This is a genomic window from Halomonas sp. ATBC28 (assembly GCF_005937175.1).
Taxonomy (GTDB): Bacteria; Pseudomonadota; Gammaproteobacteria; order Pseudomonadales; family Halomonadaceae; genus Vreelandella; species Vreelandella titanicae.
On sequence record NZ_VCQL01000004.1, the window covers coordinates 105,723 to 127,897 of the forward strand.

A 22,175-nucleotide genomic window follows, 5' to 3' on the forward strand; every position below is an offset into this window, starting at 1 on the left:
CAGTAATGCTCCAGATAGTGCGTTGGGCATAGCGCCCATGTTAACGGCGGATTTTTTTCCGCCGTTAACAGTTACGCGAGTCGTGACAACAGTTATTAAGAGTGCCGCTCGGGAGCGCTAGCCGGTGTTTTATCAGCCCCTTCGGGTGGCAATCCTAGTTTGGCCTCCAGCGTTTCAAGCTCTAACCGGTAGCGCTCAACGAGGTATTCGAAGCGCCCAAAATCATGTCCGCAATCCATGCAGAACACATAGGCTTTACCACGCCGCGTGGCGGGAAGGCGTTTTAAACGACTGCCGCATTCCGGGCACTCTGGGCTGAAATGGTTGGTTGTCATTGCTCACCTCACTAGTATCTTCTCGCTGATAAACGTTGCGATTTCTGGGATTATTTAAACCATCACTACTACGACGCGACGAAAGTCGTAATAGTTCAATAGCGGGCTAATTAATTTGTCGATACCTAGCTCCTCACTAGCTAACTCACCAACGCCCCAGCTTCGCCCCTATCAGCAGGAAGCGGTCAAGCGCGTGGTGGGCCATTTCCGAGCCTCAAGCGAGCCTGCGCTGGTGGTGCTGCCCACGGGCAGTGGTAAATCCCTGGTGATAGCTGAGCTAGCGCGCTTGGCCCGTGGGCGGGTATTGGTGCTGGCCCATGTGCGTGAGCTGGTGGAGCAGAACCATGCCAAGTACCAGGCTTATGGGCTTGAGGCGGATATTTTTAGCGCCGGTTTAAAGCGCAAAGAGGCGAGTCGCCAAGTGGTATTTGGCTCGGTGCAGTCGGTGGTGCGTAACCTGGAGAGCTTTAACGACGCTAATTTTACCTTGCTGGTCATCGACGAGAGCCATCGTGTATCACTCAACGAAGACGCTAGCTATCGTCAGGTGATTGAGCACCTGCGCCAGCACAATCCACAGCTTAAAATACTCGGCCTCACCGCGACGCCGTACCGTTTGGGGCAGGGGTTTATTTATTACCGCCACCATCACGGCATGGTGCGGGGCAGTGAAGAGAGTTTTTTTCGTGACTGCGTCTTCGAGCAGCCGCTGCGTCTGATGGTGAAGCAGGGCTATCTGGCTGCGCCCAAGCGCCTGGATATGGCGATTGAGGGCTATGACTTCTCCGCACTCAAACCCTCTTCAAACGGTCTGTTCCAAGAGGAAGAGCTGAATCGCGTGGTGGCGGGCAGTCGAGCGACGCCGGGCATTATCGGGCAAATCGTCGAACGTGCGGTTGATCGCCAGGGCGTGATGATTTTTGCCGCCACCGTGGCCCACGCTGAAGAAATTATCGGTTATTTACCTCGAGCAGAGGCGGCTTTAATTACCGGTGCAACACCTTCCCAAGAGCGCACTGCGCTGATCGATGCTTTTAAAGCGCGGAAACTAAAATACCTGGTGAACGTCGCGGTGCTGACCACCGGTTTCGATGCTCCCCACGTGGATTTGATCGCTATTTTGCGGCCTACCGAATCGGTGAGCCTCTACCAGCAGATGGTGGGCAGAGGGCTGCGCCTGTCGCCGGGCAAGAGCGACTGCCTGATTCTGGATTATGCCGGCAACCCCTGGGATATCTTCGCGCCGGAAGTGGGGGAGCCGAAGCCCGATAGTGACAGCGAACCGGTTCAGATAGAGTGCCCCGACTGCGGTCATGCCAATCTTTACTGGGGTAAGCGCGACGGTGATTTAGTGATTGAGCACTTTGGCCGCCGCTGTCAGGGGCTAATTGAAGATGATGAAGGAAAGCGGCGCCAGTGTGAGTTTCGGTTCCGTTTTAAAGTTTGCGAGGAGTGTGGCGCCGAGAATGATATTGCCGCCCGCCGCTGCCACGGCTGCGAAAAACTACTGGTGGACGCGGATGATAAACTCAAGGACGCCCTAAAGCTGAAAGACGCCAAGGTATTGCGGGTAAGCGGTATGCAGCTGGAAGCGACCACTAACGGCCGTGGCCTGCCGCGCTTAAAAGTCACCTATCATGACGAAGATGGCACCCATCTTTCCGAGTGGTACGCGCTGGAAACCCCCGCTCAACGGCGCGCTTTTTATGCCGCCTTTCTGCGCTACCATCTGCGCGCACCGGGAGGTAAATGGCAGCCGCTAAGCGCCGAGGACGTCGTCGCCGAACAGCGCCGCCTACGCCACCCGGATTTTGTCGTAGGCCGCAAAGTGGGGCGCCATTTCCAAATCCGTGACAAGCTGTTTGACTATACTGGCCGCTACCGCAAAGCGGTGGAGGCGGGGTAGTACGCTTGTGCTTACTCTCTAATAGAGCAACGCGAATGCTAACGACTTTGCTAAACTGTTCGCTTGTGCCGATTTCCATTTTCCAAGAGAGCCGACCCGCGTGAGCGAGACGCCAAGCGTTACTGTTGATTTAGCAAGCCCTGATTCCGAACCCACCGAGCCAGTGGCAGCTTCGCTTGGGCGTCTGTTTAATGAGCCGATTACGCAAATGCCGGAGGATTTGTATATTCCCCCGGAAGCACTGCGTGTCTTTTTAGAGACCTTTGAAGGCCCGCTGGATCTGCTGCTCTATCTGATTCGCCGCCAAAACCTGGATATTCTGACCATCAACGTGGCGACCATCACCCACCAGTACATCGAGTACGTGGAGCTGATGAAGGCCATGGAGATCGAGCTGGCGGGGGAATACCTGTTGATGGCCGCTATGCTGGCTGAGATCAAGTCGCGCACTTTGTTGCCCCGCCCGCCGAAGGCTGAGGGCGATGACGAGGAGGATCCCCGCGCTGAGCTTATCCGCCGTCTGCAAGAGTACGAACGCCTTAAAGAGGCAGCAGAGACGCTGGACACATTACCGCGTATGGGGCGTGACTGGTTCAGCGTGCAGGCGGGCTTACCGCCACTGGAATCCCGTGTGATTCACCCCGAGGTGGAATTGGATGAATTGCTCAGCGCGCTCTCCGATATCCTCAAGCGTGCCGAGCTGGTGCAGGCCCACCAGATCAGCCGCGAGGTTCTCTCTACCCGCGAGCGCATGCTCAAGATCATGGAGCAGCTAAGTTACGACGACGCCCATCAGCGCTATACCCCCTTTGAAGCGCTATTTACTTTAGAGGAGGGGCGCGCAGGCGTGGTGGTCACGTTTATGGCGATTCTTGAGCTGGCCAAAGAAGCCATGATTGAAATTGTCCAAAATGCGCCGCTGTCGCCAATTCACGTGCGCGCGCGACGCGCTGCCCTTGCTGACGGCGAGGAGAGCGCTTTTGATGAGGGCGAGATAGAAGATGATGCCTATGGCGAGTCCGCTTTTGAACCTGACGAGGAGACGCCATGAGTAACACCGTCACCGCGTTAGATGACATTGTTTTAGATGATATTGTTGAAGCCGCACTGCTGGCCGCTGGCGAACCCTTGCCCCTTGAGCGGTTGGAGACACTCTTTCTTGAGGGCGAATGCCCCCCGCGCAAAGAGCTTCGTGACGTCCTGGAACGTTTGCAGCAGCGACATTCTGGCGGTGCACTGGAGCTCCTGGAAACGGTCTCAGGCTACCAACTGCGCATTCGTCCGCGGCTTTCCCAGTGGGTGTCGCGGTTATGGGATGAACGCCCCCAGCGCTACTCGCGGGCGCTGCTGGAGACACTGGCATTAATTGCCTATCGGCAGCCGGTTACTCGTGGGGACATTGAGGAAGTGCGCGGTGTCAGCGTGAGTAGTTCCATTATGCGCACCTTGGCTGAGCGCGGCTGGATTCGGGTGGTCGGTCATCGTGATGTGCCTGGCCGACCAGCGGTATATGCCACCACACGCAGCTTTTTAGACGATTTTGGGTTAAAAACCCTCGATGCATTGCCGCCCATGCACACCCTGGCAAGCTGGGATGAAAACGAGATATCTGAAGAACCGGGGATGACGATGGATACTGACATTCAGGAAGAAAATGGCCCCGGTACAGACCATGAAGCACTGGACGAAACGATCAAAACGGTGCAGGATGCGCCACCTCAGAAAGAACAGATAACCTCGGCTGAGATAGCCGACACGCACGCCGAGACGGCGTTAACCCAGCCGCTGAGTTTTGCCGACCTACAGGCTCGGCTCGCGGCACGTGCCAAGCGCCAACAAGATGAGCGCGAAAGCACGGAGACTACCGATGTGAGGTCAGACGACCATGAGTCAGAGTAATAACACCACGCCCCCCACCAGCGAAAAGCTGCAAAAAGTCTTGGCCCGTGCAGGCCTTGGCTCGCGTCGTGAGATGGAAACGGCGATTTCCGCCGGCCGTGTTAAAGTGAATAGCCAGGTGGCTAAGCTGGGCGACCGCGTTGAAGCGCGGGATAAAGTCAGTTTTGATGACCGTCCGGTGGCATTGCGCCCAGAAGAAGAAGTGCCACGCCGAGTGATTATGTATAACAAGCCGGAAGGCGAGCTATGCACCCGTAAGGATCCAGAAGGTCGCCGCACGGTGTTTGACCGCTTGCCGCGCCTGAAAGGCGAACGTTGGATTGCGATCGGTCGCCTGGATATCAACACCAGTGGTTTGCTGCTGTTCACTACCGACGGTGAGCTGGCCAACCGTTTGATGCACCCCTCTACCCAGGTGGAGCGCGAGTACGCGGTTCGCGTGATGGGTGAAGTGAAGCGCGAGCATATCCTGGCCATGGTCGATGGGGTCATGCTTGAAGATGGCCCGGCGCGCTTTACCGATGTTCAGGAGTTTGGTGGCGAAGGCATCAACACCTGGTTCCACGTGGTGATTCTCGAAGGGCGCAACCGTGAAGTGCGTCGTCTTTGGGAATCCCAGGCGCTGACGGTTAGTCGTCTTAAACGCGTGCGCTACGGCAATATCTTCCTCGATAAGCGGGCGAAAGCCGGCGAATGGGTCGAACTTACCCAGGATGAGGTGGATGACTTGGCCACGCTGGCTAACTTGGAAACACGTAAAGTGCCCGCGTTGACACCGGATGAGAAGAATCGCTGGAACCGCGATAAGCACAAGCGTAAGCCGGTACAGGCACTGCGCAAACCGAAAAGCAAGGCTCGCTAAGCGCGGCTTGCAGAGCCCGTTGAACCTCTTGGTGGTCAGCCGTTAGCGGTTAGGCTGATAAGCGTGCCTGTCAGCATTGAGTGACGCCAGCGGGCACGCAAATGGTTCATTATTGTAGAGTGAAAGCGAAAAAACGCTTGCTATCAATAAGGTGTAAGCGTAGGATATGCATCCGTTCAGGCGGGTCGTTAGCTCAGTTGGTAGAGCAGTTGACTTTTAATCAATTGGTCGCAGGTTCGAATCCTGCACGACCCACCATTCAAACGACTGATCAGTTTGAATAAAGTCAGTTTGAATGCAGTGGTGAACGTTTAAAGTATGTGTAGTAACGCTGGAAAGTGATCAGCACAGCAAGTTTGGGTCGTTAGCTCAGTTGGTAGAGCAGTTGACTTTTAATCAATTGGTCGCAGGTTCGAATCCTGCACGACCCACCAAATTCAACGCCCCTGGCAGTTTAGCTGCCAGGGGCGTTTTGCTATGTGTCTAGAAAGAACTCTATGTGTGACAATCTGTTTGCAGTCAAACGCTATTTCCCGCCAAAATGGTTTAGAATAAATCTGTCTAGAATAGATTTTAAGCGATGGCCATCGCGAGAGACGCAGCGGCTCATCGCTCCAACGAGCGGTGCATGTGCAAGACGCACTGCGCCGTAGCCCAGTGTTTAACAGGGGGATTCCCTGTTCGTCACAGTGGTAGACACAATGACTATTATGACTACTCAAGCGAAGCTTGAGGCCCCGCTACCCACAGCCTACTGCCCGACCCGCATTCCGGCGGAAGATCAGGCACGGGTTGAAGAGATCAAACGACTGTTGAAGGCCCATAACGCCGTTTTGGTCGCACACTACTACACCGATGATGCCATTCAGCAACTGGCGGAAGAGACCGGTGGCTGTGTCGCTGACTCGCTGGAGATGGCACGCTTTGGTGCTCGCCACGAAGCCACCACGCTGGTCGTCGCCGGTGTCCGCTTTATGGGCGAAACCGCCAAGATCCTTTCGCCTGAAAAACGCGTGCTGATGCCCACCTTGGAAGCCACCTGCTCGCTGGATATTGGCTGCCCCGCCGATGAGTTCAGCGCCTTCTGTGATGCCCATCCTGACCGCACCGTAGTGGTGTATGCCAACACCTCTGCAGCCGTTAAGGCGCGGGCAGACTGGGTGGTGACTTCGTCGATTGCAGTCGAGGTGATTGAGCACCTGCAGGCCAAAGGCGAGAAAATTCTCTGGGCGCCCGATAAGCATTTGGGCGGCTATATCCAGAACAAAACCGGCGCCGATATGCTGATGTGGGACGGCGCCTGTATCGTTCATGAAGAGTTTAAGGCCAAGGGCGTTGAAGATCTGAAGCGCATCTATCCAGATGCCGCAGTACTGGTGCATCCCGAATCGCCTGAGCCAGTAGTGAAGCTGGCGGACGTGGCAGGCTCCACCTCGCAGTTGATCAAGGCCGCGAAAGAGCTGCCCAACGATAAGCTGATCGTGGCAACTGATCGTGGCATCTTCTTCAAGATGCAGCAGGCAGTGCCGGATAAAACGCTGTTTGAAGCGCCGACGGCAGGCAACGGCGCCACTTGTCGTAGCTGTGCACACTGCCCCTGGATGGCCATGAACGCGCTGGATAATCTAGCCGGTGCGTTGCGTGAGGGAAGTGGAGAAATTCAGGTGGATGAAGCGCTGCGTCTGCAGGCTTTAAAGCCCCTTGAGCGCATGCTTAACTTCAATGCTTAGCGAGAAAAGATTAACCGAATGTCATTGCGGACAAAGTGAAGCAATCTCAGGGTGACTGCCACTGCTGGTTAAGATTGCCGCGTCGCTGCGCTCCTCGCAATGACATGTGGTGTGTCATTGCGAACGAAGTGAAGCAATCTCGGGGTTACTGCCACCGCAGGCTGAGATTGCCGCGTCGCTGCGCTCCTCGCAATGACATGTGGTGTGTCATTGCGAACGAAGTGAAGCAATCTCGGGGGTACTGCCACCGCTGGCTGAGATTGCCGCGTCGCTGCGCTCCTCGCAATGACATGTGGTGTGTCATTGCGAACGAAGTGAAGCAATCTCGGGGGTACTGCCACCGCTGGCTGAGATTGTCGCGTCGCTGCGCTCCTCGCAATGACATGTGGTGTGTCATTGCGAACGAAGTGAAGCAATCTCGGGGGTACTGCCACCGCAGGTTGAGATTGCCGCGTCGCTGCGCTCCTAGCAATGACATGTGGTGTGTCATTGCGAACGAAGTGAAGTAATCTCGGGGTTACTGCCACCGCTGGCTGAGATTGCCGCGTCGCTGCGCTCCTCGCAATGACACAGGTTTAGTTAAAATCATCCAGCGCTTCGCGATACTCAATGAAGTCCTCGCGGCGCTGCTCGATTCTTGCCAGCGCCTGCTGATCATTTTCCCGCTCAGCGGCATCCCGAGCGATAGAAAGTTGGCGAATGCCGCGATCGACGCGGCCGGTCAGTTGAAGATACTCTGCGCGGGCTAAGTGCCCCCAGCTATCATGCCCACTGCGCCCGGCGGCTTCGGCCAGCAGGTTAAAGACCTGCGGGTTTTCCAGGTTTTGGGAAGTGATGTCGCGCAGCAGGTCATAGGCCGCCTGCGGGTCGCGCTGCAGCTGTGCTTCGGCCAAGATCAGTTGGGCAGGTAGGTAGTTGGGCATAAAACGTAGCAATTGCTGACTGCGCTGAATGGCCTGATCGTAGCGGCCAGCTTCCAGGGCGACGCTAGCCGAAGAGGCGGGCAGCATGGCAAAGTCGGGATGCTCGTTGGCAAGCCTATCCAGTTGCTCCAGGGCGCTATCGGTTTGGCCGTTGCGAGCATCGATCAGTGCCGCTAAGTAGTCCTGAGCGGCTTGTTCGGCGCCTTCCTGAGCAAGGCGCGAAGCAGCTTGCTGCGGCGTATTAGTGTAAATGCTTAGCAGCGCCCGGGCGCGCATCATGTCGTAGAGGGTGTCGCTGGTATATGCATCGGCAACATTGAGCTGGGCAGCGCGGGCTTGTGCGGCGCTTAAACGATTGTCGGTGACCGGGTGGGTCAGCAGGAACTCGGGTGGGGTATCGCCCTGAAGGCGCGCCATACGCTGCATGGCTGAGAACATGCGCACCATTGCCTCGGGGTCATAGCCTGTATCGGCCATGGCCTGAAGGCCGATGTTATCGGCTTCCTGTTCAAACAGCCGTGAGTAGCTGAGCTGATCCTGGATCAGCGCCGCCTGTGAGCCCATGGCGGCCGCCATTCCAGCGTCGCCGCCGCCACTGGCGGCAATCAGCATACCCGCCAGCATGGCTGCCATGGCGGGCAGTTGGGTCTGAGCCGCGCGGGCACTGCCTCGGGCATAGTGGCGTTGAGAGAGGTGGCCCAGTTCGTGAGCTAGCACCGAGACAAAAGCGCCTTCATCTTCGGCAAACGCGAAAAGTCCTGAATTGATCCCTACTACGCCGCCAGGGACGGCAAAGGCGTTCAATGAAGCGTTATCGACCATGACGGTGATCGTGCGCAGACCGTTAATATCACTATGCGGGGCCAGCCGGGCAATCAGGCTTTGCAAATAATCATTGGTTATGGGGTCTTGCCACTGGGGGGCTTGGGCACGAAACTGGCGCAACCAGGCGCGGCCCAAGCGGTACTCTTCGTTGCTGACAGAGGTAGACGCCGCCCCTAAGCTCGGCAAGCCGTAATCGCTGGAGGCAATGCTTGGTGGGCTAAACAGTAGGCTGCCACAGGCACAAGCAAACGCACATATCCAGCCTGGGTAAGCGATACGAAGGGTTGGCATGGCATCCTCATAAATAATGAATAAGTACAGTGGTCAGGGTATGGCATTGGTGAAGAGTGTGACATTGATAAACACAGGGAAGTGCCGTTAAATCGACTGCCTAGTGAAATCAATCGCTAAAAAGATAGTTTATGTAACAATGCCGTGAGTATGTAGGTCATTTTGAGGGAGTGTATATGTCTGAGCAATCCGAGGGCTTTCAACCCGACACGGTGCTTGACGCTTGCGGGCTGCATTGCCCGCTGCCTTTGCTGAAGGCTAAGCAGGCCTTGGCAGGTTTGGCGGCTGGTCAGTTACTGGAAGTGCGTTCCACCGATGCGGGTTCGTGGCGTGATATGGCGTCGTTTACCGACCAACGTGCACATACGCTGGAAGGTCGTGAGCAGCGCGACGAGGTGTATGTTTATTGGATTAGAAAAGCTGGGGATGCGCACTCATGACCCTGCGCACGATTTTAAAAAGCTGGGTTGAACGCTATTTCTCGGATGAGGAGGCGCTCATCCTGCTGATAGTGCTGGTGGCGGGCTTTGCCGCGATTATCTGGTTTGGACGCATGCTGGCGCCGTTTTTTACTGCACTGGTGATTGCGTTTCTTTTGCAAGGCGTAGTGAGTGCGTTTACCCGGCGAGGGGTACCGCACCTACTAGCGGTCATCCTGGTCTTTTTGGCCTTTATCAGCGTGCTGCTCACTCTGGCGTTTATTCTGATGCCGTTGATCTGGAATCAGCTAGTGGGGCTGGTGCAAGAGACACCGCGGATGTTCGCCAGTGGCCAGGGCTGGTTGGATGAACTGCAGGCGCGCTACCCGAATATTATTACGCCGGATCAGATGCAAAGCTGGATAGGCGTGGCGAGCCGTGAGATTAGCCAGCTAGGCCAGCGCGCCTTAACGCTTTCGCTGGCTTCGCTCGGCAATATTATGTCGCTGATTATCTACCTGGTACTGGTGCCGATTCTGGTGTTCTTTATGCTCAAGGATCGCGACGTGTTGGTCGGTTTTATGCTTTCGCTGCTGCCCCAAAAGCGTACGCTGCTATCGCGTATTTGGCGCGAAATGGACGATCAGATTGCCAACTATATCCGCGGCAAATTTATTGAAATCATCATCGTTGGCACCGTGGCGTTCTTTACCTTTGCGTTCTTTGGCTTACCGTATACAGCGCTGCTAGCGGTGTTGGTCGGCCTTTCGGTGTTAGTGCCTTATATCGGTGCTGCTGTGGCTACACTACCGGTCGCCGCGGTAGCGGGGTTCTATTTTGGTCTTAGTGAAGATTTTGTCTATGTGCTGGTGGCTTATGGCGTGATTCAAGCCCTGGATGGCAACGTATTGGCACCGGTATTGTTCTCTGAGACCAATAATATTCATCCGGTTTCGATTATTGTGGCGGTACTGTTCTTCGGTGGGATTTGGGGCTTCTGGGGGATCTTCTTTGCGATTCCCTTGGCAACACTGCTCAAGGCATTGATTTACGCCTGGCCACGTAGCATGCATGAGCGGGAGGAGCGTCGGAGTATACCAGCCACAGCTAGCCAGGAAGCCGAATAGCGCTCACCCACTGCCCGCGCAAGAGGTCACTACGGGCAGTGGGCTGAACTGAAATTGAGCCCTGGTTGAGATAGAGCTCTGGTTGAGTTAGTTGGAAGCGTTCAGCTTTTCAGCCGCAGCAAGTACTTCTTCCGCGTGGCCAGGTACTTTAACGCCGCGCCATTCGTTGGCTAGCTTGCCCTCCTTATCAATCAGGAAGGTGCTGCGTTCGATGCCCAGGTGCTCCTTGCCGTACATTTTCTTGAGCTTGATAACATCAAATAGCGTGCAGATGTTTTCGTCTTTATCTGAAATAAGGTCGAAATTAAAATCCTGTTTGGCCTTAAAATTCTCCTGGGCGCGCAAGCCATCTCGAGAAACACCAAGAATGACCGTATTAGCGGCATCGAAGGCGGGTTTGCGGTCACGGAAGTCACCGCCCTCGGTGGTGCAGCCAGGTGTACTGGCTTTGGGATAAAAGTATATGACCACTTGTTTGCCACGCATTTCCGACAGTGTCACGGTGGTATCACCCGTGGCAGTAGCGGAGAAGTCAGCAACGGGTTGACCAATTTCAACAGGCATAAGGCATCCTTTTAAGGGTGGGTGTTAATATTGCTTGTTACGCGTGATTACACGTAAGCCAGCGGCCGTTGTCAAAGCTCAAAACAGGGTGACGACAAACTCACACCGCTTTACGCTGTACAGGCTCGAATCGCCTGAGTACCATTTGGCCTCTGTGCGGTGTCGGCGCTTGATGCAAAATAGCGTGATCGCGCTCGGTTTTGAAAAAAACTCTCGTATTCAAAAACACAGATAGTTGATATCACAATTTGGCTGGTGAGGAATAAACGGATGATCACAGGCAGCATCGTCGCCCTGGCGACGCCTATGAAGGTCAATGGCGACATCGACTGGGAGGCGCTTCGTCGTCTGGTGAACTTCCATCTCGAAAATGGCACCGATGCCATTGTCGCCGCTGGCACCACGGGCGAACCGACTACCATGTCGTTTGCGGAGCACTTTGACGTGATTCGCAGCGTGGTGGAAGAGGTCAATGGCCGTATACCGGTCATAGCCGGTACCGGCTCGAACAACACCACCGAAGCAGTGGAGTTGACCCGCTACGCGAAAGAGGTGGGTGCAGATTACTGTCTGACGGTGGCTCCCTACTACAACAAGCCTACTCAGGAAGGCCTGTTTCAGCACTTCAAGGCCACAGCCGAGGCCAGCGACCTGCCGGTTATTCTTTACAATGTGCCCGGTCGCACCTGCTCGGATATCTACAACGAGACCGTATTACGCCTGGCCGAAGTCGATAATATTATCGGTTTAAAAGACGCCACGGGGAACCTGGAGCGTGCGGAAGATCTAATCACTCGCCTGAAGGGCAGTGGTTTTATGCTCTACTCCGGTGATGATGCGACCGCCTGCGACTTTATGTTGATGGGTGGTCATGGGGATATCTCCGTCACCGCCAACGTTGCCCCCTGGGCGATGCATGAGCTTTGCTCGGCAGCGGTGGCCGGCGACTCCGATAAGGCGCACCAGATTAATACGCTTTTGATGCCGCTGCATACCAACCTGGGTATAGAGTCGAACCCTATTCCAGTGAAGTGGGCGCTGAACCGTATGGGGTACGCGGATGCGGGTATTCGCTTACCGCTAACCTGGCTGTCGGAAAAGTACCACGCCACGGTGAGCGAAGCGCTGCAGTTGGCGGGTGTCGTAGAGGAGTAGTCCGACGCAATACCCTTTGCTACCCAGCTCGCTTACCGTTGAGCTGGGTACCCGAATTGTTGACTTAAGGTGGCTTGATGAGCTCTGTGCTTGAAATACGTGCGCTTAAATGGGTTCCGCTGGCACTCGCAGCGGCTGTCGCGCTTTCTGGTTGTGCGCGGGATGGTTTTTACCACGACCGTAATTTGGATTACACCGAGGCCGCTCCAGCGCCGCCTTTGGTGCTGCCAGAGACCCGCAACACCCAGCGCTATCGCGATGCGCTGCCGGTTCCTCAAGCCGCCACCCAAGGTGCACGGCTTGACGAAGCAGCAGAGATTCGCCCGCCACAGTCATTGGCGATTGGCAGTGGGATGGAACCTGAGTATGTCGAGCGTCGCGAAGTGGGCGATCAAACTTGGCTAGTAGTGGCCGCCGACACCGGTACGGTCTGGCCGCAGTTGGAAGAGTTTGTACGTAGTCGTCAGTTGGAGGTGCTGCAGAGCAGTGCTTCTCAGGGCGTTATCGTCACGCCCCAGGCGGAAATTCGCCTGCAAAGTGCACTACGCGCAGGCAGTAGCGAAGTTCGCTGCGAACGCGGCGGGCAAACCATGGCGAGCTGCCTCGATGCGTTAGAGAGCCATTTAAGCGCGCGCAGTGCATCTGCCAGTGTCTCTTCTTCCTGGACCGCTCAGCGCCTCACCGGTGAGCAAACGCTGCAAATCCGCCAGCAGGACGACGAGTGGGAAGTGGTGATCCCGCAGCCGGTCGATCGGGTATGGGCAGAGTTGAACCACTATCTTGAGCTGGATTTTGCTCAGGAAGGTCAGCGTGATTTGCTGGCCGTCGACCCTGCCAGTCATGAGTTTATGGTTGAGTACATGACTGAAACCGAGCGCAACCGCAACCCGTTGCAAATCGTCTTCAGCCCGGATGTGCGCAAAATGTCCCAGCAGATTCGTCTTGCCCTGCAGCCTAACGGCGACCAGACGATTCTGCGTGCCATCAATGCCAGCGAGCGGGCATTCAGCGCCGATGATCAGCGCGAGCTGCTTGAGCGTGTCTCCGGCTATTTACGTTAATTTGTTGATCCTTGACCCCTTACGGAGCCCCCATGGAAAAGCGCCAAGAACTCTACGCCGGTAAGGCGAAATCTGTGTACACCACCGACGATCCGGATTTGTTGGTGCTCAATTTTCGTGATGACACCAGCGCCTTCGATGGCAAAAAAGTCGAGTCGCTGGCCCGCAAGGGAATGGTCAATAACATCTTTAACGCCTTCATTATGGAGCGGCTGCAGGAAGCGGGCATCCCCACCCACTTTGAAAAACAGCTCTCCAACACTGAGAGTCTGGTCAAAAAGATGCAGATGATCCCGGTGGAGTGTGTGGTGCGCAATATCGCTGCGGGTGGGTTGGTAAAACGTCTCGGCGTTGAAGAGGGGATTGCACTGACGCCACCCACCTTCGAGTTGTTTCTGAAGAACGACGAGAAGGGCGACCCGATGATCAATGAGTCGCTGGCGGAGACTTTCGGTTGGGCAACGCCTGAGCAGTTAGCCAAGATGAAGGTGCTGACCTTCAAGGTTAACCATATCCTCAAAGCGCTGTTTGCTGAGGGCGATATGCTACTGGTGGATTACAAACTTGAGTTTGGTGTATTCAAAGGCGAGGTGGTGCTGGGGGATGAGTTCTCTCCGGATGGTTGCCGTCTTTGGGACGCCAACACCCGTGAGAAGCTCGATAAAGACCGCTTCCGTCAGGGGTTGGGCGGTGTGATTGAAGCGTATGAGGAAGTTGGCCGCCGTTTGGGCATTACCTTTCCTGCTTAAGCCGGCGCGTCAGATTTACTGCTCGGCGTAAGGTTCGATAGCCATCACCTCTAAGGTGGTGGCTTCGCCATTTTGGCGAGGGCAAAACTTAACGTCCACGTCGCGCAGGCGTACGCCGTAAAGACGCTCAGAATCCCTGTCCTTTTGCTTATAGGCGGGCCTGGGGTCTTGGCTGAGTACCTGCTCAATTAATGCCAGCAGTGTGGCGCTGTCGTGGCGCTGAGCAAGCGTATCCAGTGCCGCTGGATGAAAGGTGACGTCCATGAATGGCGGTGTTTCAGGGGCGAAACCGGCCTGTGCGTTAGGCTCGGATTCGGCCCAGGGCAGGTAGGGTTTGATATCAATCACTGGGGTGCCGCTGACTAAATCGCAGCCCTGGAGCTGCAGCGTAACGCCGTGCTGGGTGTCGATACCGACTAATCTCACCAGTGAGAGCCCCAGGCGGTTAGGGCGGTGGGTGCTGCGACTGGCAAAAACCCCCACCTTTTTATTGCCCCCCAAGCGCGGCGGCCTTACCAGCGGCGACCAGCGCTCGGGGCTTTGATGAAAAATAAAGCTCAGCCACAGGTGGCTGAAGTCTTCCAAACCGCGCACCGCGAGTGGGTCGTTGTAGGGCGCAGTGAGTACAAGCCGGGCATCGGCCGCAGGGGCGAGCCCCGGCTGGCGGGGAATACCGAATTTATCGGGGTAGTCGCTAACCACATGACCAATGGGCGTCAGCGTAAAGTGCTCGCTGTTAGGGGCATCGTCCATCACACTGCCTTCTGCTGGGGTTGATTCGCGTAGAATTGATCCAAGTAGTATAAAGCAGGCCAATGGCTTAAGCGTGACCAAATGGGGCGTGATCGAATGTGTCTTGATCAAATGATAGCTGAACAGCTCAGAGGTGACGCATGACCAATACCGAGGAGCAGCAAGCGCCAACCAGTACGCGAATAACCTATCGCGCGGCGCTAGCACGGGATGCCGCCGACCAAGCGGAAGTGTTTTATCACGCTGTTATGCAGGGAGCGGCCACGCATTACACGCTGGATGAGCGGCGTGCGTGGGCCAATGCGTTGCCCCGCGAAGGCAGTGCATGGGGAGTGCGCCAAGCGCTCTACACAACCCTAGTGGCTACCTGTGATGGTCGCTGCGTGGGGTTCCTGGAGTTGGATTTAGTCGCTGGGCGGGTTGAAACACTCTACGTATGGCCCTCATTAGCCGGTCGCGGTATCGGTACCACGCTGCTGGTACATGCCGAACGGCTGCTGCTTGAGCAGGGAAAGGGGCAAATCGAGATAGAGGCGAGTTCAATGCTCTATGAGCGCCTGCTGCGCCGTGGTTGGAAAAACCACGGCGAGGAGTGGGTCGAGCGAAGCGGGGAGCGACTGCTGCGTTATAAACTTTCCAAATCGCTTAATGCTGTCGAAACCTAATCATCAAACGCTATAGCTGCGGGTAATGCGCATGGAAAGATCGATCGAGGCGATGTCCTTGGTCAGTGCGCCGCTCGATATACAGTCAACACCGGTATCGGCAATTGCCCGCAGGGTGGCAGCATCCACATTGCCTGAAGCTTCCAGGGTGGCTCGGCCGCCGTTAATTTCCACGGCAACGTGCAGGTCTTCGATGGCGAAATTGTCGAGCATGACAATATCAGCTCCCGCGGCCAATGCCTGATCCAGCTCTTCAAAGGTTTCTACCTCGACTTCCACGGGCAGGTCGTTGGCTAACTTGCGCGCTTGCGCAACCGCCGCTTGAATGCCTCCACAGGCGGCAATATGGTTCTCTTTGATCAAAAACGCGTCCCATAGGCCAATGCGGTGGTTGTGGCCGCCGCCGCAGGTGACCGCATATTTCTGCGCCAAGCGCATGCCGGGCAGCGTTTTACGCGTATCAAGCAGGCGAACGCCGGTGTCTTCAATCAGGTCGACATATGCGCGGGTGGCGGTGGCGGTGGCAGACAGCGTTTGCAATACGTTAAGCGCCGCCCGCTCGCCGGTAAGCAGGACACGGGCGGGGCCCTCCAGGGTTAAGAAACACTGTTCAGCCTCTAGCTTATCGCCGTCAGCGGCGTGCCAGGTCAGGCTTACCCGACTATCCAGGCGGCGAAACAGCTCATCTACCCAGGGTGCGCCACACAGCACTGCGGTTTCACGGGTAATTACGTCGGCGCAGGCCCACTGGTGCTCAGGGATCAATTGCGCGGTAATATCACCCGGGCCAACGTCTTCTGACAGCAAGCGGGCGGCGCTGGCGCGGATTTCTTCAGCAAGAGCGGATTGATAATGCATGGCCGTGGATTCCCTGAACGTCGTCTTCGATGACGGGCATTGTAGTGAAAAACAGCGGTGAAGGTGAAAGAGAACAGAGAAAGAAAGCGCTAACGTAAAGGAGCCCTTGCCAGTGGAAAATAAACAACCCCTTGACGGGTGGTGGGAAAGCGCGCGTAAAGTCGTTTCACCGAACTGTGACCCTCGGCCCACCGGTGAGGTGTCGTTGCTAGTGATTCATGCGATCAGTCTTCCGCCTGGTCAGTTTAGTGGTAATGCTATTGAAGCGCTATTTACCAATCAATTGGCGGTAGACGAACATCCATTTTTCGCCGAAATTGCCCACTTAAGAGTCTCCGCACACCTGCTTATCCGTCGCGATGGTGAGTGCGTGCAGTTTGTTGATACAGATCAGCGTGCTTGGCATGCTGGGCGCTCCAACTGGTGGGATGCTCGCCAGCTAAGCTGGCGAAAGGCGCTCAACGATTTCTCGGTGGGGATTGAACTTGAAGGGGATGACGTTACCCCCTATCGCAAAGCACAGTATGACACTCTGGTGGAAGCAGTGGTGTGGCTAATGGCGCGCAACCCTCAGCTAGATAGCAGTCGTATTACCAGCCATGCCCATGTGGCGCCGCTGCGCAAAACGGATCCTGGTCCGGCGTTTGATTGGGCGTATTTCCAGCAACTGCTGACATCGCGTGTTGAGCGTTAGCGGTTCGATTACGTTTTTCCCTGTGTGCTAAGTATTTCACTAATAACGCAATAAAACGGTAGTTTAATTACATCGGATGACTATTTGGTCGCAATGGCAAATGCTCTATGAATTGCTTATGTTGCAGTGCAGTAGTTTGTTTTCGATAGGCTTTTCCGCTGCGACGGAATTGGCAGCGTGGCGACTTTGAGGTATCTTCGCCCATACAAAAGGCTAACTTCTAAGAGAATTGTGTAGCTTTACTACATCAATAGTTACGTAGCTTGTTGAATGTAGAGCTAAAACCCCTATCCGGCGTTTAATCACCGGCTGAATGTTGGCGCGTGGTGTAGTGCCACGCCGCCGCCCCAGGCCCTTCAGGGTAGCGGGGATTTTTGTCATTTATCGTCATTCGGAGAGACCTCTATGAGTCTGGAGACAAGAGAAGATCTCGATCCGATCGAAACCACGGAATGGATTGATTCCCTGGAATCGGTATTGGATCGTGAGGGCGAAGATCGTGCCCGCTACCTGATGACCCGCCTGGCGGATCGCCTGCGCCGGGACGGCATGAAGGTGCCCTTCTCGGTGACGACCCCGCACCGTAATACGATCCCGGTTCACCGCGAAGCACCGATGCCTGGTGACCTGTTCATGGAGCGCCGTATCCGCTCCTTGATCCGTTACAACGCCATTGCCCAGGTGATTCGTAATAACCGCGCCAAGCCGGGCCTGGGTGGCCACATTGCTAGTTTTATGTCCTCGGCTACCCTGTATGACGTGGGCTTTAACCACTTCTTCCGCGCGCCTCAGGGCGATTTTGCCGGTGACCTGATTTATATTCAGGGCCACGTAGCACCGGGCATCTACGCACGTTCCTATTTGGAAGGGCGTCTATCGGAAGAGCAGATGGACAGGTTCCGCCAGGAAGTCGATGGCGATGGCCTCTCTTCCTACCCGCACCCGTGGTTAATGCCGGACTACTGGCAGTTCCCCACGGTCTCCATGGGGCTGGGCCCGATTCAGGCTATCTATCAAGCGCACGTGATGAAGTACCTGCATCACCGTGAGCTGAAGGATATGTATGACCGCAAGATCTGGTGCTTCATGGGCGACGGCGAGTGTGACGAGCCGGAATCCCTGGGCGCCATTTCACTGGCCGGTCGCGAAAACCTCGACAACCTGATCTTCGTCATCAACTGCAACCTGCAGCGCCTTGACGGCCCGGTGCGCGGCAACTCGCGGGTGATGGACGAGTTCGAAGGCGTCTTCCGTGGTGCGGGCTGGAACGTGATCAAGGTCGTCTGGGGGCGTCACTGGGATCCGCTGTTCGAGAAGGATAAGAAAGGCATCCTTCAGAAACGCATGGACGAAGCGGTCGACGGCGAGTACCAGAACTACAAAGCCAACGGCGGCGCTTACACCCGTGAGCACTTCTTTGGCAAATATCCAGAAACCGAGGCGATGGTCAAAGACCTCTCCGACGAAGATATCTGGAAGCTCAACCGCGGTGGCCACGATCCGTTCAAGGTTTACGCGGCGTATAACGAGGCGGTTAACACCTCCAACGGCAAGCCCACGGTCATCCTGGCGCACACCGTTAAAGGTTACGGTATGGGTAGCGGTGATGGCGAAGCGGCCAACGAAGCGCACCAGGTCAAGAGCATGGAGTATGAAGCGCTCAAGACCTTCCGCGATCGCTTCGGTATTCCGTTAACCGACGAGCAGCTCAAAGATGTGCCGTACTACAAGCCGGAAGACGACTCTCCCGAGCTCAAGTACATGCACCTGCAGCGCGAGCGTCTGGGCGGCTACCTACCCAGCCGTCAAAGCGACTTCGAGGCGCTGGAAATCCCCAGCCTCGAAGACAAGACCTTTGCCTCGCAAATGGGCGGCTCGAAAGGGCGTGAAGTCTCGACCACCATGGCGTTTGTGCGGGTGCTTAACGGCCTGGTCAAAGATAAGACGCTGGGCAAGAAGGTGGTGCCGATTATCCCTGACGAAGCACGTACCTTCGGTATGGAAGGCATGTTCCGTCAGTTGGGTATCTACACCTCGGAAGGTCAGAAGTACGAGCCGGTAGATAAAGGCCAGATCATGTTCTACCGCGAGGATCAGAAAGGTCAGATTCTCGAAGAGGGCATTACCGAAGCCGGCGCCATGTCGGCCTGGATCGCCGCGGCGACCTCCTACAGCAACAACAACGTCACGCTGCTGCCGTTCTACATCTACTACTCGATGTTTGGCTTCCAGCGTATCGGCGATCTGGCCTGGGCGGCGGGTGACCTGCAAGCCCGTGGCTTTATGGTCGGCGGCACCGCCGGGCGCACCACGCTCAACGGCGAAGGCCTGCAGCACCAGGATGGCCACAGCCTGATTCAGGCCTCCACCATCCCCAACTGCCGCAGTTACGACCCGACCTATGCCCATGAAGTCGCCGTCATTCTGCAGGATGGCCTGAAGCGCATGTTCACCGACAAGGAGAACTGCTTCTACTACCTGACGGTGATGAACGAGAATTACGAGCACCCCGCGCTGGAAAATGTGCCCGCCGACGATATCGTTAAAGGCATGTACCTACTGCGCGAAACCAAGGGTGACAAGGGCCGCGTTCAACTGCTGGGCTCTGGCACCATTCTGCGCGAAGTGGAAGCTGCCGCTGAGTTGCTTGAGAACGATTGGGGCATCGGCGCCGACATCTGGAGCGTGACCAGCTTTAACGAGCTGCGTCGTGAAGCGCTGCTGCTGGATCGTGAAGCCTTCCTGAACCCAGACGCCGAGGCCAACAAGCCTCACGTCACACAGTGCCTGGAAGGGCGCGACGGCCCGGTGATCGCGTCGACCGACTACATGAAGCTGTATGCCGATCAAGTGCGTGCCTGGGTACCGGGTGACTACACTGTACTGGGTACCGATGGCTTTGGCCGTTCAGACACCCGCGAGAAGCTGCGCTACTTCTTCGAAGTAGATCGCTACTTCGTGACCGTGGCGGCGCTACGTGCGCTGGCTGAGCGTGGCGAGATTGATCGCAAGCAGGTTGGTGAAGCGCTTAAGAAGTACGGCATTGATGCCCATAAGCCTAACCCGCTGACTAGCTAAACCGCTGACCGGTGGGCGGTGGCCCACCGGCTCGATCCGATTTGGAAGGAGCGCGACCTTGAGTAGCGAAATCATCAAAGTTCCCGATATCGGCGGCGATACCGATGTCGAAATCATCGAGATTGCGGTGTCAGAAGGCGACGTCATTGAAGCGGAAGACACCCTAATCACGCTGGAATCCGACAAAGCCAGCATGGACGTACCGGCCCCGAAAGGCGGCAAGGTACTCAAAGTGCTGGTCAAAGAAGGCGATAGCGTCTCAGAAGGGGACGATATCGTTGAGCTGGAAGTCGAAGGTGGTGGCGACGAGCAGCAAGAGAAGAAGCAAGAGAGCTCGTCTGACAGCCAGCCTGAAGAGGCCCCAGCGAAGCAAGAAAAAACCCAAGAGCCGTCTCAAGAGCAGAAGCCCGCGGCTAAAAAGTCAGCCGGCGGTAAGCAGACGGTGGATATCACAGTGCCCGATCTCGGCGGCTCGGACAGCGTCGAAATTATCGAAGTCGCGGTCAGCGAAGGCGATGAGGTTGAGGCCGAAGACACCTTGATCACGTTGGAGTCTGACAAAGCCTCCATGGACGTGCCCAGCCCCCATAGCGGTAAGATCGTCAGCTTTACCGTGAAAGAGGGCGACACGGTGTCTGAAGGCGATGTGATCGGCCAGATGGAGATCGTCGGCAAAGGCGGCGACAGCGAAGACGCATCGGAAGAGAGCTCTTCTCCAGAACCGTCCTCTAGCCAAGCCAGTAGCGAGCCGGAAGAAACGGCTGAAGATGATCAGGAAGAGGCCGCCAGTGGCGAGCCGGAGCGCAAAGAGATTCGCGTACCGGATCTTTCTGGCTCCTCTGACGTGCCGATTATCGAGATCGGCGTAGCGGCGGGTGACGAAGTCAATGAAGAAGACCCGTTGATCACCCTAGAGTCTGATAAAGCCTCTATGGACGTGCCCAGCCCCTACAAAGGCAAGCTTCTTGAGCTGACCGTTAAAGAGGGCGACACCGTCTCTGAAGGCGATGTGATCGGCTATATGGAAGTGGCGGGTGCCAAAAAAGCGGCACCGAAAAAGGCCGCACCAGAAAAAGCCTCGCAGAGCAGTGACAGCAAGGACAGCGCTAAACCGTCTGAATCTCCGGCCGGTACCCCCAGCCCGGAAGCACAGATGGCTGCCCATAAGCCCCGGGATGGCAAGCTGGTGCACGCCGGCCCTGCGGTACGCATGCTGGCTCGTGAACTAGGCGTCGACTTGGGACTCGTTAAACCCAGCGGCCCGAAAGATCGCGTGCTCAAAGAGGACGTACAGTCCTATGTGAAGCAGGCGATTGCCAATCAGGGTAAAGCCCAGCCAGGTGCGGCAGCCGCGGCTACTGGCGGCGCGGGTATTCCGCCCATTCCGGAAGTCGACTTCAGCCAGTTTGGTGAAGTGGAAGAGAAGCCGATGGGGCGTCTGCTCAAGATGGGCGCGACCAACCTGCATCGTAGCTGGCTCAATGTGCCCCACGTTACGCAATTCGACGAAGCGGACATCACCGAGCTGGAAGCTTTCCGCAAGGCGATGAAGGCGGAAGCGGAAGCCCAGGGCGCCAAGCTAACGCCGCTGCCGTTTATGGTCAAAGCCTGTGCCTTTGCGCTGCGTAAATTCCCGCAGTTCAATGTCAGTCTGAAGGGTGACGGTGAAACCCTGGTATGGAAGAACTACGTCCATATCGGTATTGCCGTGGATACGCCTGACGGTCTGATGGTGCCAGTAGTGCGCAACGCCGATAACAAATCCTTGATCGAGATTGCCAAGGAGATGGCGGAGCTAGGCAAGAAAGCCCAGACCAAAAAGCTCAAGCGTGACGAGATGACCGGTGGCTGCTTCACCATTTCGAGCCTCGGTTCGATTGGTGGCACGGCGTTTACACCGATCGTTAACGCGCCGGAAGTGGCTATTCTGGGCGTGTCCAAAGCGCAGATGAAGCCGGTTTGGGATGGGAGTGCCTTCCAGCCGCGCCTGATGATGCCGCTGTCGCTCTCCTACGATCACCGTGCGATCAACGGCGCCGATGCGGCACGCTTTACCGCCTTCCTGGCCGATGTGCTCACCGACATTCGTCGCTTACTGCTGTAATTGGTAGCGATGTGCTTTCACAAGCGGCGCCCCTAGGGGCGCCGCTTGTGTTTACTAAACGTAAATGCTGCCTAAACCTCTCGCAGGGCGACCAAAGTGGTAGATTTAGGGCATTTGGCTGTTTTAATTTAAAAAAATTGAAACAAAAGCGGGTTTCTCAGGCTTTTGGGGAGTTGT

General features: G+C 56.2%; 19 protein-coding genes and 2 tRNA genes. 16 read left to right on the forward strand and 5 right to left on the reverse strand.

Annotated elements, in window-relative coordinates:
- Positions 1–95: 95 nt before the first annotated feature.
- Complete coding sequence (locus tag E0L35_RS05510; RefSeq protein ID WP_138799861.1) at positions 96–335, reverse strand: hypothetical protein; 240 nt, start codon at positions 333–335, stop codon at positions 96–98.
- A gap of 115 nt (positions 336–450) precedes the next feature.
- Here E0L35_RS05510 and E0L35_RS05515 point away from each other — a divergent pair, with 115 nt between their 5' ends.
- The 7 genes from E0L35_RS05515 to nadA all read left to right on the forward strand — a co-directional run bounded on the left by E0L35_RS05515 (position 451) and on the right by nadA (position 6,732).
- Positions 451–2,241, forward strand: a complete 1,791-nt coding sequence (locus E0L35_RS05515; RefSeq protein ID WP_027958655.1) for a DEAD/DEAH box helicase — start codon at positions 451–453, stop codon at positions 2,239–2,241.
- A 100-nt stretch (positions 2,242–2,341) separates the two neighbouring features.
- On the forward strand, positions 2,342–3,292 hold the full coding sequence (locus E0L35_RS05520; RefSeq protein WP_009287433.1) for a ScpA family protein: 951 nt from the start codon (positions 2,342–2,344) through the stop codon (positions 3,290–3,292).
- On the forward strand, positions 3,289–4,140 hold the full coding sequence (gene scpB, locus E0L35_RS05525; RefSeq protein ID WP_009287432.1) for an SMC-Scp complex subunit ScpB: 852 nt from the start codon (positions 3,289–3,291) through the stop codon (positions 4,138–4,140). Before E0L35_RS05520 ends, scpB begins: the two co-directional genes overlap by 4 nt.
- Positions 4,127–5,002, forward strand: a complete 876-nt coding sequence (rluB, locus tag E0L35_RS05530) for a 23S rRNA pseudouridine(2605) synthase RluB (protein WP_009287431.1) — start codon at positions 4,127–4,129, stop codon at positions 5,000–5,002. The genes scpB and rluB overlap by 14 nt, the downstream gene beginning before the upstream one ends.
- Positions 5,003–5,184: 182 nt before the next feature.
- Positions 5,185–5,260: transfer RNA gene (locus tag E0L35_RS05535), tRNA-Lys, on the forward strand.
- A gap of 100 nt (positions 5,261–5,360) precedes the next feature.
- A tRNA-Lys gene (locus E0L35_RS05540) sits at positions 5,361–5,436 on the forward strand.
- A 267-nt stretch (positions 5,437–5,703) separates the two neighbouring features.
- Positions 5,704–6,732, forward strand: coding sequence for a quinolinate synthase NadA (nadA, locus tag E0L35_RS05545; protein ID WP_027958657.1), 1,029 nt, complete (start codon positions 5,704–5,706; stop codon positions 6,730–6,732).
- A gap of 575 nt (positions 6,733–7,307) precedes the next feature.
- Here the strand turns inward: nadA and E0L35_RS05550 are convergent.
- Positions 7,308–8,771 carry a M48 family metalloprotease gene (locus tag E0L35_RS05550; RefSeq protein ID WP_138799862.1) on the reverse strand — a complete coding sequence of 488 codons (1,464 nt, stop codon included), beginning with the start codon at positions 8,769–8,771 and terminating at the stop codon, positions 7,308–7,310.
- A 176-nt stretch (positions 8,772–8,947) separates the two neighbouring features.
- On the opposite strand from E0L35_RS05550, the gene E0L35_RS05555 reads away from it, so the two are divergent.
- Both E0L35_RS05555 and E0L35_RS05560 read left to right on the forward strand, forming a co-directional pair.
- Complete coding sequence (locus tag E0L35_RS05555) at positions 8,948–9,211, forward strand: sulfurtransferase TusA family protein (RefSeq protein WP_138799863.1); 264 nt, start codon at positions 8,948–8,950, stop codon at positions 9,209–9,211.
- On the forward strand, positions 9,208–10,317 hold the full coding sequence (locus tag E0L35_RS05560; RefSeq protein ID WP_022522115.1) for an AI-2E family transporter: 1,110 nt from the start codon (positions 9,208–9,210) through the stop codon (positions 10,315–10,317). The genes E0L35_RS05555 and E0L35_RS05560 overlap by 4 nt, the downstream gene beginning before the upstream one ends.
- Positions 10,318–10,404: 87 nt before the next feature.
- Here E0L35_RS05560 and E0L35_RS05565 read toward each other — a convergent pair whose 3' ends face one another.
- Positions 10,405–10,881: a peroxiredoxin gene (locus tag E0L35_RS05565; protein ID WP_022522116.1), complete on the reverse strand. Its 477-nt coding sequence runs from the start codon at positions 10,879–10,881 to the stop codon at positions 10,405–10,407.
- 270 nt (positions 10,882–11,151) lie between these two features.
- On the opposite strand from E0L35_RS05565, the gene dapA reads away from it, so the two are divergent.
- From dapA to purC, 3 genes are all read left to right on the forward strand, one after another.
- Entirely contained in the window at positions 11,152–12,036 is an 885-nt protein-coding gene (gene dapA, locus E0L35_RS05570) for a 4-hydroxy-tetrahydrodipicolinate synthase (RefSeq protein WP_138799864.1), read from the forward strand.
- Positions 12,037–12,113: 77 nt separating this feature from the next.
- On the forward strand, positions 12,114–13,097 hold the full coding sequence (gene bamC, locus E0L35_RS05575) for an outer membrane protein assembly factor BamC (protein ID WP_027958659.1): 984 nt from the start codon (positions 12,114–12,116) through the stop codon (positions 13,095–13,097).
- A 32-nt stretch (positions 13,098–13,129) separates the two neighbouring features.
- Positions 13,130–13,846: a phosphoribosylaminoimidazolesuccinocarboxamide synthase gene (gene purC / locus E0L35_RS05580; protein WP_022522119.1), complete on the forward strand. Its 717-nt coding sequence runs from the start codon at positions 13,130–13,132 to the stop codon at positions 13,844–13,846.
- A 15-nt stretch (positions 13,847–13,861) separates the two neighbouring features.
- Here purC and tsaA read toward each other — a convergent pair whose 3' ends face one another.
- Complete coding sequence (gene tsaA, locus E0L35_RS05585) at positions 13,862–14,599, reverse strand: tRNA (N6-threonylcarbamoyladenosine(37)-N6)-methyltransferase TrmO (RefSeq protein ID WP_138799865.1); 738 nt, start codon at positions 14,597–14,599, stop codon at positions 13,862–13,864.
- Positions 14,600–14,739: 140 nt separating this feature from the next.
- Here tsaA and E0L35_RS05590 point away from each other — a divergent pair, with 140 nt between their 5' ends.
- Complete coding sequence (locus E0L35_RS05590; protein WP_022522121.1) at positions 14,740–15,264, forward strand: GNAT family N-acetyltransferase; 525 nt, start codon at positions 14,740–14,742, stop codon at positions 15,262–15,264.
- A 3-nt stretch (positions 15,265–15,267) separates the two neighbouring features.
- Here E0L35_RS05590 and nadC read toward each other — a convergent pair whose 3' ends face one another.
- Positions 15,268–16,122, reverse strand: coding sequence for a carboxylating nicotinate-nucleotide diphosphorylase (nadC, locus tag E0L35_RS05595; RefSeq protein ID WP_041159389.1), 855 nt, complete (start codon positions 16,120–16,122; stop codon positions 15,268–15,270).
- Between the two features lie 112 nt (positions 16,123–16,234).
- On the opposite strand from nadC, the gene ampD reads away from it, so the two are divergent.
- From ampD to aceF, 3 genes are all read left to right on the forward strand, one after another.
- Positions 16,235–16,816: a 1,6-anhydro-N-acetylmuramyl-L-alanine amidase AmpD gene (gene ampD / locus E0L35_RS05600; RefSeq protein WP_022522123.1), complete on the forward strand. Its 582-nt coding sequence runs from the start codon at positions 16,235–16,237 to the stop codon at positions 16,814–16,816.
- A 405-nt stretch (positions 16,817–17,221) separates the two neighbouring features.
- Positions 17,222–19,894: a pyruvate dehydrogenase (acetyl-transferring), homodimeric type gene (aceE, locus tag E0L35_RS05605; protein WP_009287423.1), complete on the forward strand. Its 2,673-nt coding sequence runs from the start codon at positions 17,222–17,224 to the stop codon at positions 19,892–19,894.
- 58 nt (positions 19,895–19,952) lie between these two features.
- Positions 19,953–21,998: a pyruvate dehydrogenase complex dihydrolipoyllysine-residue acetyltransferase gene (gene aceF, locus E0L35_RS05610; protein ID WP_138799866.1), complete on the forward strand. Its 2,046-nt coding sequence runs from the start codon at positions 19,953–19,955 to the stop codon at positions 21,996–21,998.
- The last annotated feature ends 177 nt before the right edge of the window (positions 21,999–22,175 follow it).

Bases quoted from the DNA above. Each gene is read 5' to 3' on its own strand.
- E0L35_RS05510 (WP_138799861.1), bottom strand. From the start codon at position 335: ATGACAACCAACCATTTCAGCCCAGAGTGCCCGGAATGCGGCAGTCGT.
- scpB (WP_009287432.1), top strand. From the start codon at position 3,289: ATGAGTAACACCGTCACCGCGTTAGATGACATTGTTTTAGATGATATT.
- rluB (WP_009287431.1), top strand. From the start codon at position 4,127: ATGAGTCAGAGTAATAACACCACGCCCCCCACCAGCGAAAAGCTGCAA.
- nadA (WP_027958657.1), top strand. From the start codon at position 5,704: ATGACTATTATGACTACTCAAGCGAAGCTTGAGGCCCCGCTACCCACA.
- E0L35_RS05550 (WP_138799862.1), bottom strand. From the start codon at position 8,771: ATGCCAACCCTTCGTATCGCTTACCCAGGCTGGATATGTGCGTTTGCT.
- E0L35_RS05555 (WP_138799863.1), top strand. From the start codon at position 8,948: ATGTCTGAGCAATCCGAGGGCTTTCAACCCGACACGGTGCTTGACGCT.
- E0L35_RS05560 (WP_022522115.1), top strand. From the start codon at position 9,208: ATGACCCTGCGCACGATTTTAAAAAGCTGGGTTGAACGCTATTTCTCG.
- E0L35_RS05565 (WP_022522116.1), bottom strand. From the start codon at position 10,881: ATGCCTGTTGAAATTGGTCAACCCGTTGCTGACTTCTCCGCTACTGCC.
- dapA (WP_138799864.1), top strand. From the start codon at position 11,152: ATGATCACAGGCAGCATCGTCGCCCTGGCGACGCCTATGAAGGTCAAT.
- bamC (WP_027958659.1), top strand. From the start codon at position 12,114: ATGAGCTCTGTGCTTGAAATACGTGCGCTTAAATGGGTTCCGCTGGCA.
- purC (WP_022522119.1), top strand. From the start codon at position 13,130: ATGGAAAAGCGCCAAGAACTCTACGCCGGTAAGGCGAAATCTGTGTAC.
- tsaA (WP_138799865.1), bottom strand. From the start codon at position 14,599: ATGGACGATGCCCCTAACAGCGAGCACTTTACGCTGACGCCCATTGGT.
- E0L35_RS05590 (WP_022522121.1), top strand. From the start codon at position 14,740: ATGACCAATACCGAGGAGCAGCAAGCGCCAACCAGTACGCGAATAACC.
- nadC (WP_041159389.1), bottom strand. From the start codon at position 16,122: ATGCATTATCAATCCGCTCTTGCTGAAGAAATCCGCGCCAGCGCCGCC.
- aceE (WP_009287423.1), top strand. From the start codon at position 17,222: ATGAGTCTGGAGACAAGAGAAGATCTCGATCCGATCGAAACCACGGAA.